Origin of the sequence: Flavobacterium lotistagni (assembly GCF_011392125.1) — a bacterium.
In the GTDB taxonomy this organism is placed as follows: Bacteria; Bacteroidota; Bacteroidia; order Flavobacteriales; family Flavobacteriaceae; genus Flavobacterium; species Flavobacterium lotistagni.
In genome coordinates this window covers 82,227-98,377 of sequence record NZ_JAAJBU010000004.1, presented here as the reverse complement: position 1 = coordinate 98,377, position 16,151 = coordinate 82,227, and the positions used below count along the sequence as shown (strand labels likewise).

Below are 16,151 nucleotides of genomic sequence, written 5' to 3'. Positions count from 1 at the left end.
AAAAAACCAACATCAACATAACATTGGTTTTAAATTTAAAATTATTTGAATGCGGCTACTTTATGTGCCTGCAAAACGGCTTTGATTTCATCAATAATGGCTTCATCATCAATGGTCGATGGTACTTGAAATGACTTTCCGTCAGCAATAGTTCGGAGCAACTTTCTTAGGATTTTCCCCGAACGGGTTTTGGGCAAGCGCTGCACAATAACTACATCGCGCATGGCTGCCACTGCACCAATCTGCTTTCTGACCAACTGCACCACTTCTTGTTCTAACTGAAAATGCTCTATCGTTTCGCCCGATTTCATGACCACCAAGGCCAGCGGAGTTTGCCCTTTGAGTTCATCATTCACCCCAATCACCGCGCATTCTGCTACCGAGTGGTGCGACGCGACAATTTCTTCCATCTCAGCCGTTGACAGTCGGTGCCCCGCTACATTGATTACATCATCAACCCGGCCAGTAATATAGACAAACCCGTCTTCATCAATCCAGCCACCGTCACCAGAAAAATAGTAGCCCGGAAACTGGTTAAGGTAATCCGCTTTGAATCGTTCATGTTCTTGCCATAAATCAAGCAAAGTACCCGGTGGTAAAGGCAATTGAATCACCACGTAACCTTCCTCTCCAGCTTTGAGTTCGGTTCCATCTTCACCAAAAATCTTAATATTAAAACCGCAAACCGACTTTCCGACCGAACCGGGTTTTATCTTAGGTGCTTCCACCCCAATCATATTGGAAATCATCGGCCAACCGGATTCTGTTTGCCACCAATGGTCAATCGCGGGAATTGGAATGTGCTCACGGTACCAATCTAAAGTCGCCACATCACAACGTTCGCCAGCCAAAAACTGGGTTCGCAAACAACTCAAATCATATTGTTTGATGAAATCGCCGTTTGGATCTTCTTTCTTGATGGCGCGAATCGCCGTCGGAGCGGTAAACATGACATTAACACGATGTTCGCTAATGACTCTCCAAAAGGTAGAAGCATCGGGCGTTCGGATAGGTTTTCCTTCAAAAATAACGGTAGTATTCCGGTTAATTAATGGCCCGTAAACAATAAAACTGTGGCCAACCACCCAACCCACGTCTGAAGCCGCCCAGAAAATTTCACCGGGTTGAACACCATAAATATATTGCATTGAAAACTTGAGCGCCGTTGCATAACCGCCGGTGTCGCGGGCAATTCCTTTAGGCTTTCCGGTAGTTCCTGAAGTATGCAAAACATACAGCGGATGAGTTGAGCAAAGAGCCACACAAGGCGCTTCTTCCGAGCCGTAAACCAAAGCATCGTAATCAACATCATACTTTTTAAATGGCACTCTTGCGCCAAGTTTGCGATTGAATACCACTACTTTTTTAGGTTTGTGCTGAGCCAGTACAATGGCTTCGTCAACTAAAGGTTTGTAGGCAATCAGTCGGTCAATTTCAATTCCGGATGAGGCGGTAATAATCGCTTTGGGTTTACAATCATCAATTCGAATGGCCAACTCGTGAGGCGCAAAACCACCGAAAACAACGGCGTGCGTTACACCAATTCTCGCACAGGCCAACATGGCAAAAGCAGCTTGCGGAATCATCGGCATGTAAATTACCGCTGTGTCGCCGGTTTTCAATCCTAGCGCTAATAATCCGCCAGCCAAACGCGCCACTTCAGATTTGACTTCATTGTAAGTAAAATACTTTACCGTTTGAGTAACGGGAGAATCGTAAATAAGAGCAGTTTGATGGCCAAATCCGTCTACGATGTGTTTGTCAAGCGCCAAATAGCAGGCATTCAACTCGCCGTCGGCAAACCACAACGGATAATCGTTTTGGCCTTTTGACAGGATATTATTTGGTTCTTTATACCAGGAAATAGCACGGGATTGTTCGGCCCAAAAGCGCTCCGGTTCTTGGATGCTTTGGGTATAAAATTCTTTATAATTCATTTTTTGTTGTGTTTTAATCAGCTTCTTGCAGCAGTGATTGCACTTGTTCGATGAGTTTCTTGACCGAAAACGGTTTGGTCATGTAGGCATCGGCACCAAGGCCCATTCCTTTCTCAATGTCGGATTCTTTGTTTTTGGCCGAAAGGAAAATCACTTTGCAAAATTGCAATTGGGGTTCATTTTTAATAAATTCAATAGTAGCATAGCCATCTACGTTGGGCATCATAATGTCAAGAATAATCAAGTGCGGCACTTCAACCTGAAGGATTTCGAGCGCTTCTTTACCGTCTCGGGCAATAAAAACTTCATAGCCGCTTTTGCGAAACGTATATTCGAGCGACATCAAAATGTTCGGTTCGTCATCAACAATCAGGATTTTTTTCATAGTGCTTTATTTTGGCAATGTAAAGGTAAAAGTTACGCCTGTTGGTTGGTGGTTTCTGGCCCAGATTTCGCCGTGGTGCAATTCGACAATTTGTCTGGAAATCGCAAGCCCTAACCCACTGCCTATCGGCTTTTTGATGTTCTGGTTTTGCGATTGGTAGAACTTGTCGAAAATGGCTTCAATATCTTCCTCAACGACATTTTTACCGTTGTTGAAAATGTGAATCCGCACCAAATCTGGAACTTCTTCGACTTCTACCTTAATCACACCTTGGTTTTCATCACAGAATTTAATGGCGTTTGAAACCAGATTCGTAATCACCTGAACAATCCGCTCGTGATCGTAACGGCAATGCACCTCGTTTTCACTGTCGATAAAAGTAAGCGAAATATTCTTATTGACAAGCAATTGGTTCAGTGGCTCGACAGATTCGCGAATGGTTTGCACGATATTGCCCGGCAACATGTTAATTTTCTGCTTTCCGGTTTCGAGTTTTTCCAAATCTAGGATTTTGTCGATCAAGCGGTTCAAACGATCGGATTCTGAAATGATGTTTTTCAGGAATTGCTTACGGAGTTCTTCCGGAATTTCATCATCGTCATAAAGAATTTCACTAGCAGCACGAATAGCGGTAATTGGCGTGCGAAGTTCGTGGGTGACCGTATCGAGAAATTCGTCTTTCTGTTTGTCTTTGAGCATCAACGATTGGTTGGCGTTCTTGAGTTGTTCGGAAATGATTTTGAGCTCGTTCGAAGTCGCGATTAGTTTCTTGTTGATGACAATATTCTCCTTAGATTCTTCCAAAATCCGAAGCACTTCAGGCAAACTGATTTTGTCTTCTTTGGTCACGCCTTCTATCAAGATTTTAGCGGAAGCCGTACCGATATGCCCGGTAAGCAAATTCTCGGCAAACTTAATCAAACGTGCGTCTGCCATGGTGTTGTCTTTGTCGATATTGTATTTGAGCTTGAAGATTTTCATCGCGCGATGGGTTCGTTCTTCGCCCAAAAATCGGATGAGCACTTTCTCAATATCTTTCACGTAAGCGGTTCCTTTCCAAACAAAAGCATTCTCGTGGTTGGTAATGTAACGGTTGATATCGACATACATCTCGGCGTAATTGCGCTCGCGATAGTTTCCTTTAAAACTCACTGAAACAAAAAGATAAGCCACAAAGTTGAACAGCAAACTCCAAAACAAAGCGTGCGGAACCGGTTCGAGATAATCCAAACCGAAAAGTTGAAAGGGTTTGAGCAAATCGATGCCGAAAATCCCTTCTTTAAAAAAACGACTTTCCGGATGAATGGAACTCAGCAAAAACGGCAACATTAGCGTATAAAAACAAACCACTATTCCCGTAATAATCCCAGCCAATGCACCACGCAGCGAACCTCGTTTCCAGAAAATCGCTCCGAAGAACGCCGGGCCGAGTTGTGCGATAATCACAAAAGAAATCATGCCGACAGAAACCAGTGAAAATCCTAAAATGAAATACCTATAGTAGATATAAGCAAGAATAATCATCAGGAAAATTCCGATTCTTCTAATGCGCACAATCCGGTCATTGTTTTCCACTTGACTTTCTGCCGCCAATGAACCCAGCAATCCGTATGGAATCAAAAGGTTGTTACTGAGCATCGTCGCCAAGGTAATCGAAGAAACAATAATCATCGAAATAGCAGCAGACAATCCGCCAAAGAAAACCAATAAGGTCATGGTCTGGTTGTTAAAAAATTGTGGTATCAACAACGAATACATATCCGAATTAAAGCCTTTGCCATCAAAAAGAATATTGCCGCCCCAAGCAATCGGGTACACAAAAATATTGAACAGTAACAGATAAAGCGGAAAGAGCCAAATGGCCGTACGAACATGCCTTTCGCGATTGTTCTCTACTACTGACATGTGAAATTGCCTCGGCAAAAGAAAAATTGCAAACAACGATAAGATGCAATACATCAGCCAGTTCATGCCGCCTTCCAAACCATTGACCGTGTTTTTTTCTTTAAATCCGGGAATTACCGATGCTTGATTGTAAATGTCTTGAAATCCGTCGAAAACAAAGAACGTGACATAAATCCCGAGAATCAAAAAGAAAAACAATTTAATCGCTGATTCTAAAGCTACCGCGGTGACAATTCCTTTGCGTTTTTCGGTAGCATCTACATAGCGTGAACCATAGAATGACGCAAATAAAGCCAGTACAATCGCCACATAAGTAGATGAATCCGAGAGCACATTGTGACTGTTTTGGCTTTTAGTCACGACGTGGAAAGTTTCCGAAATGGCTTTCAACTGCAAACCAATGTAGGGTAAAATCGCCACAATCGAAATAATGGTTACCAACGCACCCAGAAATCTACTGTTTCCGTAACGCAACGAGATAAAATCGGCAATACTTGAAATCTTGTTAACACGTGAAATGCGGATGATTTTCTTTAGAATCAATATCCAGGCAGGAAAAATCAAAACCGGCCCTAAATAAATCGGAATGTAATTCAAACCTGAATTGGCCGCTACACCGATACTGCCATAGTAAGTCCAAGTTGTACAATAAACTGCCAAAGACAAGGAATAGACATACGAATTGTTCGTCCATTTCGAATTGCCTTTTTTTTCGGCCCACTGCGCCACGAAGAACAGCGATCCGAGATAGAGCAGTAAAACCAACAACAAACCGAAACTACTCATTGAACTTTTTGAAGATAATCAGTGAAATTAGTGCCGAAATAAGCCAAAGTATAAAGACGTAGAAAAGAATCACCGGAATGCCTAACACCGACTCGGCTGAATTGAACAACAGCAAAATTGGAAAGTTAAAGGCCAGCAGCAAAACAAAACTCAGCAGCAGCAATTTCTGGATGTGTCTTTTCTTCATCTTTATGATTAAAAAACTGCAATCCCTGCGGTGAGTACAGAGATTGCAGCATTACTATTTATCGTTTGGAATGATCGTATTCGCCCATCAGTGCATAGTAGCCAAAGGTTCCTAAACCGGCTACAATCAGCGGAGTAAGTACAAACAAAATGATTATACCGAACACCAAATCGTCTTGTTTTCCGGACTGAAATTTGGGCAATCCGAATTCAAATATACAGAAGTAAGCTGCGGCTACTGCCAAAGCCAGCCATACCATTCCTAAAACTCTTTTTAATTGGTCCATATTTATTTTTTTAATGATGAGTAATTTTATTCTTATTCTGGATGTAAACCATTCCGATGACCAAGCAAATCGATGCAATTACAATCGGATACCACAAGCCTTCGAGATAGAATTCCGGATCGCCGGCGTCTTTGGCGTGCGTTACGAAGTAAGTTGAAATCGCTGGAAGTAACCCTCCGAAAATACCGTTTCCGACATGGTATGGCAATGACATCGAAGTATAGCGAATTTTAACCGGAAACATCTCTACCAAGAAAGCGGCAATCGGCCCATACACCATGGTAACGAAAATCACCTGAATAAAAATCAAGAAAATCAAAATCCACTCGTCATGACTATTAATAGTGACCGTGGTTTTGGTTTCTACTTTGGGTTTGCCATCGACAATCATGGCTTTACCGTTTTCCAAAGAAACCGTTTTTACTTCAACAAAAGTGGTTCCGTCTGTATAGGTTTTGTTGGTGGTGTAGATGGAATCTAAGGTTTGTTTCTTGTTTTCCTTAAGTTCGGCGACAAGTTTGGTTTGCTCGATAATTTCGGTTTTGTTTTTAACATTAGTGGTTTCGTACATCGCTTTGTAAATTGGGCGATAGAGCAAAATCGCTAACAACATTCCGCCCATCATGATGTACTTTCTGCCCACTTTATCGCTGAGCCAACCGAAAACTATGAAGAAAGGTGTTCCGAGAACCAAGGCAATCCCTAATAAGGTATCGACTTGAGAAGAATCAATCGACATGACGGTTTTCATGAAACTCATAGCATAAAATTGACCGGTGTACCAAACCACACCTTGCCCCATCGTCGCTCCGAACAAAGCCAGCAAGACAAATTTAAGATTGTATCGATGCCCAAAACTTTCCTTGAGCGGATTGGTACTGGTATTTCCTTCGGATTTCGCTTTAGCAAATACCGGCGATTCAGACATATTTTTACGGATAAGGTACGAAACGCCCACCATTAAAATAGAAACCCAAAAAGGCACACGCCAACCCCAAGCATCAAATTCTTCAGCGGATAACACGTTTTTGGTCGCCAAGATGACCATTAATGAAATGAACAATCCGACCGTAGCGGTAGTTTGTATCCAAGAAGTCCAATAGCCGCGTTGGCCTACCGGAGCATGTTCGGCTACATAAGTGGCTGCTCCGCCATATTCACCGCCGAGAGCCAATCCTTGGAGTAATCGAAGAATCAGTACGAGCAATGGCGCAAAAAAACCGATGGTTTCGTAACTCGGAATACAACCGATTAAAAAAGTCGCGCCGCCCATAAGTAAAAGCGTGACCATGAAAGTGTATTTCCTTCCAATCAAATCGCCCAATCGACCGAAGAAAAGTGCCCCAAACGGACGCACTACAAATCCGGCAGCGAAAGTAGCCAAGGTCGATAAAAATGCCGCGGTTGGGTTATCGGCCGGAAAAAATTTGGTCGAGATCACCACAGCCAAACTTCCGAAAATATAGAAGTCGTACCATTCGATCATCGTTCCCATCGAAGAAGCGGAAATCACTTTCCAGATTCCTTTTGTTGATCTGTTTGTCATAAAATGTTGGTTTTAAGGTTAGTGAGTTAATTAAAAGGAATAAGAACACGAAATCATGGTTCTAAAATTACCTAAATCTTTTTTATTGTTGTATGCTGTGGCATTACTTTTCACCAAATCGCCCCAAGTGGCTACTGTATATTCAAGCTCGGGCGAGATTCTGAATTTGTTTTGTTTGAAATCGACGCGGCCTGACAAACGCCAAACTTTATCTACTACTCTATTGCCACTGACGCCTCGGGAATAGTTGGCAAATGTGGCTACCGAATCGTCGTTTCCGGAACCATGGTTTTTAGTGTAACCGAAGAAAATGCCGGGTGCAACCGCCTTTCCGTTACTGGCAATATCAACCCAATAGGCAGTGGTTTGAATGGCTTTATACGTTTCGACTTTTCCAGCTTCTGTTTTTCCCGTAAACCCGCCGAGCATCACTAAATTGGCTAAGTTGCCGCCTGTAATTCCGTAAGCTTTGATTGAAATTTTCTCGTTGGAATATTTCGCGTAACCGAAAAATGAAGTACTGTTAACCTTTTCATCGGAAGCGAGTAAATTCGTGGTGCTGCCATTTGATGTAAGCGGTTGCAACGACTTGAATTCGCCACCGACACCCAAAATAACGCTCTTGTTTTTGTATTGAAATTGTCCGTGCAACGTCGGTAAAACCGAGTTTAATGAAGCCGAATTCTGGCTACCTCCAGTGGCAGTTTGGGTGGTAAATTCTCTTTCTTTATAAGCCACAGCCGTGAACGAAAGGTCTTTGGTTAGCATGTGTTTTACTTTCACTTGAGTTGCCCAACCAAATGGGTTGAACATAATTCCGGTATTGAAATTCGCGACGCCCGGAAATACTTCGGGAATAAATTGCGGATACCAGGTTTGTCCCATAGTCAAGCTAGTTCTTTCCCAATCAAGGTTCACATATCCGTGTCTGAGACGAAACAAACCGATCGTCGAGCCTTCAAAATTTCCAAAGAAATCACCTTCAATAGTTCCGGAGGTTTTAGCACCCCAAACTTTTGACCCTTTCACTTTCACACCCAATCGGGAAGTGACTGCTAAGAAGTTCGATTGTGGTGCTTTGTTGATATCGTCTCCATTTACATCTAGAGCTTCATCGAGCGGATACAGGTTCAAATTGTCTTCGCGCACTTGAGAAGATTTTCTAGTGTCCCAGATATAGTCTGTGCGGATAAAACCGTACAAACTGACATCCCATTCTTTCTCTGCCGGAGCCGCAGCCGGGCTCGAACTTTGGCCTAAAGCTTTGCCGATTGTCAAGGCCAGCAAAAGCAATACATAGTTTTTTTTCATCATAAATTGGTTTTTGGTTTTGTTGGAACCAAATTCTAATTTATTGCCGCTGAAAAAAATTTTGGTATATCTTTTTGTAAAGCACTATAGCTAATCTTTAAAACGCTCCCATTTTATAAGCATGAACTTGTCGCCGAGTTCGGTAATAATCATACCTGCACCAGACAAAAGTTCTTTGTTTTTTAAGTATTCGACTAGTTCTAAATGGTTAAAAATCTTATACGTAGGATGATAATCGGCATGAGATGGTTTTTTGATTTTAAACTCTTTAACCCAATTGCTCACCGTGACGTGCGAAACCCCAATAATTCGCTCTATTTCACGATAACTCAATCCTTCCAAATACAACTGAAGTGCTTTAGTCACATAGTAGTCATCGATTTTTTTTCCGAGTTTATATACTGTGAAATAATATTTACACTTTTTGCAGCAATACCTTTGCCTGCCTTTGATTACACCGCTTTTTACTACTTCGTTGTTTTTGCATTTAGGACAGGTTAAAATTTCCATATATATAAATTTTGCATAAATATACTTATTTAGCAATTATATCAAAACAGATATCGCAAAAAATTCAAAGAAAAATTTTACACCTTCTTGTTTTTAATAGTTTTTATTGAATTATACCAATGAATTTAAGGAATTGCAACTATAATCACTTAAAGCGGTAAACCAAAAACCTTTTTTACCCAATCATTTCAAAATAAACATTAATTCACTTTATTTGTAAGACCAATATTCAATCGTTCTATGCAACTCGACCCACAGCAAATGGACCAAAAGTCTATTTATAAATTACTCACCGGCACTATTATTCCGCGACCTATTGGTTGGATTTCCTCGATAGGCACCAATGGAATTTACAACTTGGCACCCTTTTCCTATTTCAATGCAGTTGGAGATGATCCTCCACACATTATGTTTTCGGCGTCTAGAAGCAATAACCAAATTAAAGACACACTGCACAACGTTTTAGAACAAAAAGAATTTGTCGTGAACATGGTGACTGAGGCGATGGCGGCGCAGATGAATGATACCGCAAATCCAATCCCATCAGATGAAAGCGAATTCGACTTTGCCGGACTTACCCCAATTCCTTCCTTAAAAGTGAAACCGCCCAGAGTGCAAGGTAGTCCTGTTGCTATGGAATGCGAACTGGTGCATCATTACACATTGGAGAACCATAAAAACGGAGGCTCTACAATTCTAATTGGAAAAGTCGTGATGTTCCATATAGATGAAGATATTATACTGGATGACATGAAAATCAATATCGATTTATATCAACCCATCGCTCGTTTGGCCGGTTCTAACTATGCGAGATTGGGAGAAGTTTTCTCAATCAAAAGGAATTAATAACCATCGTAAATCAAGGAAATGATTGGTTTGCGATCTTGCTAAATAATTATGAAAATATCAGTAATCGGTGGCGGTCCGGGCGGATTGTATTTTTCCATTTTATTAAAAAAAGCCCATCCTGAATGCCAAATCGACATTTACGAACGCAACCAACCCGATGACAGTTTCGGCTTTGGCGTTGTTTTTTCAGATGAAACTTTAAGCGAATTTCTCTCGCGCGATCCAAAATCTTACGAACTGATTCGCAGCAAATTTGCCTATTGGGACGATTTAGACATTGTTCGCGACGGAGAAACTGTGCGTATTTCAGGCAACGGATTTTGCGGTTGTTCGAGAAAAACCCTTTTACAACTCTTGCAACAGCGTTGTCAAGAAGAAGGCGTTAATTTGCACTTTCAACAGAATGTTAGCGATCTTTCCCAATTCAAGGATTCGACTTACATCATCGCTTCAGACGGTATTAATAGCGCGATACGTGACGAACATCAAAAACAATTCGGAACGCAAATCACATTCAAGAAAAATAAATTTGTCTGGCTCGGCTCAACCAAACCACTTGATGCTTTTACTTATTTTTTCAAAACTACTGATTTCGGTACTTTTATAGCTCATACTTACCAATACGAAAAAGGTATGAGCACCTGGATTTTCGAATGTACTGAAGAAACATGGAACAACGCCGGTTTTGAAACTACCAACGAACAAGATACGATTCAAAAACTCAGTGCTATTTTTGCTGAAGAACTCGACGGACACCCGCTGATTTCGAACAAATCGCATTGGCGACAATTTCCACACGTGGTCAATGACAACTGGCATCACGAGAATATTGTTTTACTAGGCGACGCTAAAGCCACAGCCCACTACTCTATCGGATCAGGAACCAAACTCGCGATGGAATGTGCCATTGCCTTAGCTGATTCGGTGATTGAACATCAGACCGACACAAAAAAAGCATTCGATAAATACGAACAACTCCGCCGCAACCGCGTGGAGATGATACAACATGCCGCAACAGTTTCGCTCGAATGGTTTGAACAAATCGAACGCCACATGCATCACGATTTTATGCAGTTTGCGTTTGGCGTAATGACGCGCTCCAAAAAAGTAACTTACGAGAATTTGGCCTTACGCGATGCCACCTTTGCCGAGAAAGTGCTTACCGAATTCAATTGCAGCATTGGCAATTTCAAGGTAAAAACTCCGGCGGCTTTTACCGAATTTACCCTTCGCGATATGCAACTCAAAAATAGAATTGTCATGTCGCCGATGGGCCAATATGCTGCTGAAAACGGCTTGGTTTCTAACTGGCATTTGGTGCATTACGGAGCACGCGCTACCGGAGGTGTTGGTTTGATTTTGACCGAAATGACCGCGGTTTCAAAAACGGGCCGAATCACTTTAGGTTGTGCCGGAATTTGGTCTGAAGAACAAATGCTTAAGTGGAAGAAAATTGTAAATTACGTTCATAAATACAGCAAGTCTAAAATAGGAATTCAGTTAGGACATTCCGGCCGAAAAGGCTCGGTCAACGTACCGTCAAAGGGAAACAATATTCCGCTGGCCAAACACGGTTGGGATTTGATTTCCGCCTCTGCAATTCCGTTTAATGACGCGATGCCCACGCCCAGAGAAATGACCGTTTCTGACATGGACAATATCGTTTCAGAATTCGTCAATGCGACGATATTTGCAGAAGAAGCCGGTTTTGACATGATCGAATTGCAAGCGCATCACGGGTTTTTACTCGCCTCGTTTCTTTCCCCACTCACCAACAAACGAAAAGACAAATTCGGAGGCAAAATTGAAAACAGGGTAAAATTTCCATTGCAAGTTTTCCAAGCCATGCGTGAAGTTTTTCCCGAAAACAAACCGATGTCTGTTCGTGTTTCCGCTTCAGATTGGACCGAAAACGGAATCACCGAAGACGAAGTAATTTTCATCTGTGAAGCCTTTAAAAATGCTGGTGCCGATATCATCAATGTGTCTACAGGAAATACCGTAGAACATCAGAAACCTCAAGTGGGTCGAATGTGGCAAACGCCTTTTTCAGACATGGTTAGAAACACCGTTCATATTCCAACGATTACAACTGGTTACATCCAAGATATAGATCAAATCAACACAATTTTGCTTAATGGTCGTGCCGACTTGGTGGCTTTGGGCAGACCCCTACTATTGGATCCGAATTTTGTTCGCCATGCTCAAGCTTACGAGAATTTTGAACCTACTGATATTCCGAATCAATACAAAGCTGGAATTTCACATTTGTATCCATTAGAACAATCGATTAGAAAAAATACCGAAGCGATGAAAAAAGCACTCAAACCCGAAAGCCACCAACCCTAATGAAAGTCGGATGTTTACTATTGTTTTTACTTTCAACATCAGTCATGGCACAGACTGATTATATCATTGATAGCGGCAATTCTAAATTGTATTACCGCACATTCGGCAAGGGAAAACCTTTATTGATTATCAACGGCGGTCCGGGCATGAACAGCGACGGTTTTACTTATATCGCTCAAGAACTTGCTAAATTCAATTACCAAACAATTACCTACGACCAACGCGGCACAGGCAAATCTGAAGTGGCTATCAGTAGTAAAAATATCACCATGGATTTGATGGTTCAAGACATGGAAAACCTCCGCAAGTATTTAAAAATAGACAAATGGGCCATTCTCGGGCATTCGTTCGGCGGCATATTAGCTACTTATTATGCTACAAAACATCCCGAGTATATAGATCGAATGATTCTTTCAAATTCCGGTGGCATCAATATGGAATTTACCACTTACGTTCGTCAAAGACAACTTGAGCATCTTTCCCCAACCCAACGAGACAGCCTGGCATATTTTGAAAAGAAGCAAAACAATGGTGATACTTCACTCGAAACCCGAAAAGGCCGCGCAAAATATTTGGCCTATGCTTATGTTTACGACAAATCCAAAGCCCCAATTATTGCCGAACGACTGCTGCAATTCAATGCTGAAATCAATACTTTAGTGATTCAGGATTTGTTCAAAATCAAGTACGATTGCGCCAAAAAATTCAAAAATTTCCACCAACCCGTTTTGGTTTTTCAAGGCGAAAATGATATCCTGACCGTCGAAACCGCTGAGAAAATCGCTGCTACTTTCCCGAATTCAAAGCTCGTATTGATGAAAAACTGCGCTCATTACGGATGGCTGGACGCACCTGAGATTTATTTCGCTAACGTAGAAAGTTTCTTAAACAGTTAATGATGAAACATTATCAAGACAATTTCGCACACGATTATTTACCGCCTACAGAGTTTCAACCCAATTATCTATACGATTCGCCGCAGTTCCAGCAGTCAGAAATGCTCAATTGCGTGGCGCGTTTGCTCGATGAACATGTAATAAACGGTCATGGCGAAGCTATTTGTTTGCGCACTTTCGAGACAAACTGGACTTATCGCCAACTTTTTGAAAAAGCGAATCAAATTGCCCATGTGCTCGTAGACGATTTAGGTTTACAGTCAGGAAATCGCGTTTTACTGCGTTCTGCCAACAACCCAATGATGGTCGCTTGCTGGTATGCTGTACTCAAAGCCGGTGGAATTGTTGTAGCTACGATGCCTTTACTTCGGTCTAAAGAACTGACTACTTTTATTGACTGCGCCGAAATTTCCCATGCGCTTTGCGACCTCGCTTTGGATGAAGAGATGAAACTGGTACAATCTCCGTTTCTGAAAAAGGTTTGTTACTTCGATGGTTCAGAAAGCAACAGTGCTGACTTGGAAAAACTCATGCACGAAAAACCGAAATCGTTCGATAATTTCCATTCGAAATCTGATAGCGTGGCATTGATTGGCTTCACCTCCGGAACCACCGGTTTGCCCAAAATGACGGCGCATTACCACAAAGATATCCTGAACATTTGTGAAGCCTTTCCTGTGTATTCCATACAACCGAGCAGCGATGATATTTTTACCGGAAGTCCGCCACTTGGGTTTACTTTCGGCTTAGGCGGCTTGGTTTTGTTTCCGATGTATTTTGGCGCTTCGACCTTTCTGATTGAAAAACCTTCACCCGAGGTTTTGCTCGAAGCCATTGAAAAGTTCAAGATTACGATTTGCTTTACTGCACCTACTGCTTGGCGCGTAATTACAACTAAAGTCAAAGAATACAATATTTCAAGTTTGCGCAAATGTGTTTCAGCCGGAGAAACTTTACCTTTGAAAGTTTGGCAAGATTGGTACGATGCGACGGGTCTGAAAATCATCGACGGCATTGGTGCAACTGAAATGCTGCATATCTTTATTTCGTCCAACGACAACAACATGAAACCCGGCGCTACCGGTGTGGCCATTACGGGCTACCAAGCCAAAATCATTGACAACGACGGAAACGAATTGCCCAGAAATGAGGCCGGACGTTTGGCTGTTCGTGGCATCACCGGCTGCAAATACCTGAACCGCATCGAAAAACAAAAAGAATACGTTGAAAATGGCTGGAACATAACAGGTGATATTTTTCGTCAAGATGAAGAAGGTTATTTTTGGTTTGTGGCACGTGGCGATGATATGATTATTTCTTCAGGCTATAACATTGCTGCAATTGAAGTCGAAAGCGTATTATTGACACACGAGGAAATTTTAGAATGTGCGGTAGTAGGTTTGCCTCATAATGAGCGCGGCATGGTGGTTTGTGCGCACATTGTTTTGAAAGAAAAAAATAAAGCATCGAATGATTTGGCCGATTCCATAAAATTGTGGTTCAAAGAAGTAGCTGCGCCATACAAATATCCGAGAGTAATTTATTTTGTAGATACATTGCCCAAAACTGAGACCGGAAAAATCCAACGATTCAAGCTGAAATAAATCCAATCAAATGAAAAAACTTCTAGTATTGCTACTGGCCATCAATTCTTATTCTCAGGCACCAACTATCGAATGGCAAAAATCACTAGGCGGTTCAGCCATGGATTTGGGCAATGACATCAAACCTACTAACGACGGTGGCTATATTGCACTGGGAAGTACTTTCTCGAACGATTTTTTCATCGGACAAAATTATCGCGGCAGCTTTGATATCTATGTAGTTAAAACCGATGCCAACGGAAACATTCAATGGCAGAAAACTTTTGGAGGTTCAGGTTATGACGTAGGAATTTCAATAGAGCAAACTGCCGACAACGGTTACCTGATTTCAGGTTATACCGATTCTACCGACGGTGATATTACTACCAACCACGGATTGTTTGACGTTATGGTTATGAAACTCAATGCCGATGGAAACCTGCAATGGCTTCAAACTTATGGCGGAAGTTCGATTGAAAATTCGTTCCATATCATCGAGTTGGGTGAAGGCGGATATATTTTTTCCGGACATACCAGCTCTACAGACGGCCAAATCAATAGCAACCACGGGCAAGCCGATGCTTGGATTGTAAAATTGAATTCTTCTGGCGAAATCCTTTGGCAAAAAACATTGGGTGGCAGTCAGTTAGAATTCATCAATAAAATCTTGCCTACCAATGACAATAATTTGATCATCGTGGGGCATACCAATTCGAGCGATGGTGATGTATCGATCAACCATGGTTCTATTGACGGCTGGATTGTCAAACTCAGTCCGGACGGAAACCTCATTTGGGAAAAGACTTTTGGAAGTTCGGGTGATGATTATTTATACGATATTAAGACAACATCAGACGGCGGTTATATTGCATCAGGCCAGTCAGATTCTGTCGAAGGAGATTTTGCCGGCCAGCATGGACTCTTTGATGCATGGACGGTTAAACTAACCGGCGATGGCATTCTACAATGGCAAAAAATCTATGGTGGTTCTTTAGACGAATCTTTGAGTATTGCTCATGAAACAGTTGATGGTAATTTCATTTTTGCAGGAGAAACTGCCTCAGAAGACGGCGACTTAGTTTCTGGTTTGGGCGAGCAAGATGTTTGGATCGTCAAAACCAATAATTCGGGCGAAATACTCTGGCAGCAAAGATATGGCGGTACAGCTTCTGAATCCATTAATGCTTTTGTACCTACTGTAGACAATGGTTTTGTTTCTATTTCACCTAGTACTTCTAATGATGGCGATTTAACCAACAATGCCGGCGGTTTTGATTTTTGGCTTGTTAAACTTACAGCTGAAAATCTGGGCAATAATGCCTTTGAGAAAAATAAGCTTGAAATATACCCAATTCCAGTAGCCCACAATTTATATTTCAAAACTCCAAACCCAGTTCAAAGCCTGTCAATAACTGATATTTATGGAAAAACTGTAGTCCATCAAACCGTAACCGAAAATGCTGTTTCAGTTGAAAACCTTGCTGCTGGTTTGTATTTGATTAAAGTTGTAACCGGCGGTGAAACTTACCAAACCAAATTCATCAAAGAATAAAACGATGAGAAAGTTTTGATTACTTTTGGAGGAAAGCTTCCGCTGAAAAATTTTAACCTCAAATCATTA

Annotated in this window: 13 protein-coding genes; 5 read left to right on the top strand and 8 right to left on the bottom strand. The window is 41.7% G+C overall.

Going from position 1 to position 16,151, the window contains the following annotated elements; genetic code table 11:
* Positions 1–41: 41 nt before the first annotated feature.
* From G4D82_RS06465 to G4D82_RS06430, 8 genes are all read right to left on the bottom strand, one after another.
* Complete coding sequence (locus G4D82_RS06465; RefSeq protein ID WP_166335770.1) at positions 42–1,937, bottom strand: AMP-binding protein; 1,896 nt, start codon at positions 1,935–1,937, stop codon at positions 42–44.
* A gap of 13 nt (positions 1,938–1,950) precedes the next feature.
* The gene (locus tag G4D82_RS06460) at positions 1,951–2,322 is read right to left on the bottom strand and encodes a response regulator transcription factor (RefSeq protein WP_166335768.1); all 372 of its coding nucleotides are present in this window, start codon (positions 2,320–2,322) and stop codon (positions 1,951–1,953) included.
* Between the two features lie 6 nt (positions 2,323–2,328).
* Positions 2,329–5,013 (bottom strand): ATP-binding protein, encoded by a 2,685-nt coding sequence (locus G4D82_RS06455; RefSeq protein ID WP_166335766.1) that lies wholly within the window; start codon positions 5,011–5,013, stop codon positions 2,329–2,331.
* Positions 5,006–5,200, bottom strand: coding sequence for a hypothetical protein (locus G4D82_RS06450; RefSeq protein WP_166335764.1), 195 nt, complete (start codon positions 5,198–5,200; stop codon positions 5,006–5,008). The genes G4D82_RS06455 and G4D82_RS06450 overlap by 8 nt, the downstream gene beginning before the upstream one ends.
* A gap of 58 nt (positions 5,201–5,258) precedes the next feature.
* Entirely contained in the window at positions 5,259–5,486 is a 228-nt protein-coding gene (locus G4D82_RS06445) for a DUF6814 family protein (RefSeq protein ID WP_166335762.1), read from the bottom strand.
* Positions 5,487–5,496: 10 nt separating this feature from the next.
* Positions 5,497–7,032 carry an MFS transporter gene (locus G4D82_RS06440; RefSeq protein ID WP_166335760.1) on the bottom strand — a complete coding sequence of 512 codons (1,536 nt, stop codon included), beginning with the start codon at positions 7,030–7,032 and terminating at the stop codon, positions 5,497–5,499.
* 30 nt (positions 7,033–7,062) lie between these two features.
* Positions 7,063–8,346, bottom strand: coding sequence for a DcaP family trimeric outer membrane transporter (locus tag G4D82_RS06435; protein WP_166335758.1), 1,284 nt, complete (start codon positions 8,344–8,346; stop codon positions 7,063–7,065).
* Positions 8,347–8,433: 87 nt separating this feature from the next.
* Entirely contained in the window at positions 8,434–8,853 is a 420-nt protein-coding gene (locus G4D82_RS06430) for an IS1/IS1595 family N-terminal zinc-binding domain-containing protein (RefSeq protein ID WP_166335756.1), read from the bottom strand.
* Positions 8,854–9,093: 240 nt separating this feature from the next.
* On the opposite strand from G4D82_RS06430, the gene G4D82_RS06425 reads away from it, so the two are divergent.
* The 5 genes from G4D82_RS06425 to G4D82_RS06405 are packed head-to-tail and all read left to right on the top strand — an operon-like array spanning position 9,094 to position 16,082.
* Positions 9,094–9,699 (top strand): flavin reductase family protein, encoded by a 606-nt coding sequence (locus tag G4D82_RS06425; RefSeq protein ID WP_166335754.1) that lies wholly within the window; start codon positions 9,094–9,096, stop codon positions 9,697–9,699.
* A gap of 51 nt (positions 9,700–9,750) precedes the next feature.
* Entirely contained in the window at positions 9,751–12,051 is a 2,301-nt protein-coding gene (locus G4D82_RS06420; protein ID WP_166335752.1) for an oxidoreductase, read from the top strand.
* 44 nt (positions 12,052–12,095) lie between these two features.
* A complete protein-coding gene (locus G4D82_RS06415; protein ID WP_235924315.1) occupies positions 12,096–12,947 on the top strand; it encodes an alpha/beta fold hydrolase in 852 nt (283 codons plus the stop codon).
* Positions 12,948–12,949: 2 nt separating this feature from the next.
* Complete coding sequence (locus G4D82_RS06410) at positions 12,950–14,551, top strand: AMP-binding protein (RefSeq protein ID WP_166335748.1); 1,602 nt, start codon at positions 12,950–12,952, stop codon at positions 14,549–14,551.
* Positions 14,552–14,561: 10 nt separating this feature from the next.
* On the top strand, positions 14,562–16,082 hold the full coding sequence (locus G4D82_RS06405; RefSeq protein ID WP_166335746.1) for a T9SS type A sorting domain-containing protein: 1,521 nt from the start codon (positions 14,562–14,564) through the stop codon (positions 16,080–16,082).
* Positions 16,083–16,151 lie beyond the last annotated feature (69 nt).

Excerpts from the sequence above, each read along its gene's own strand:
- G4D82_RS06435 (WP_166335758.1), bottom strand. The coding sequence starts at position 8,346 with ATGATGAAAAAAAACTATGTATTGCTTTTGCTGGCCTTGACAATCGGC.
- G4D82_RS06405 (WP_166335746.1), top strand. The coding sequence starts at position 14,562 with ATGAAAAAACTTCTAGTATTGCTACTGGCCATCAATTCTTATTCTCAG.
- G4D82_RS06460 (WP_166335768.1), bottom strand. The coding sequence starts at position 2,322 with ATGAAAAAAATCCTGATTGTTGATGACGAACCGAACATTTTGATGTCG.
- G4D82_RS06425 (WP_166335754.1), top strand. The coding sequence starts at position 9,094 with ATGCAACTCGACCCACAGCAAATGGACCAAAAGTCTATTTATAAATTA.
- G4D82_RS06455 (WP_166335766.1), bottom strand. The coding sequence starts at position 5,013 with ATGAGTAGTTTCGGTTTGTTGTTGGTTTTACTGCTCTATCTCGGATCG.
- G4D82_RS06410 (WP_166335748.1), top strand. The coding sequence starts at position 12,950 with ATGAAACATTATCAAGACAATTTCGCACACGATTATTTACCGCCTACA.
- G4D82_RS06440 (WP_166335760.1), bottom strand. The coding sequence starts at position 7,032 with ATGACAAACAGATCAACAAAAGGAATCTGGAAAGTGATTTCCGCTTCT.
- G4D82_RS06445 (WP_166335762.1), bottom strand. The coding sequence starts at position 5,486 with ATGGACCAATTAAAAAGAGTTTTAGGAATGGTATGGCTGGCTTTGGCA.
- G4D82_RS06465 (WP_166335770.1), bottom strand. The coding sequence starts at position 1,937 with ATGAATTATAAAGAATTTTATACCCAAAGCATCCAAGAACCGGAGCGC.
- G4D82_RS06430 (WP_166335756.1), bottom strand. The coding sequence starts at position 8,853 with ATGGAAATTTTAACCTGTCCTAAATGCAAAAACAACGAAGTAGTAAAA.
- G4D82_RS06450 (WP_166335764.1), bottom strand. The coding sequence starts at position 5,200 with ATGAAGAAAAGACACATCCAGAAATTGCTGCTGCTGAGTTTTGTTTTG.
- G4D82_RS06420 (WP_166335752.1), top strand. The coding sequence starts at position 9,751 with ATGAAAATATCAGTAATCGGTGGCGGTCCGGGCGGATTGTATTTTTCC.
- G4D82_RS06415 (WP_235924315.1), top strand. The coding sequence starts at position 12,096 with ATGGCACAGACTGATTATATCATTGATAGCGGCAATTCTAAATTGTAT.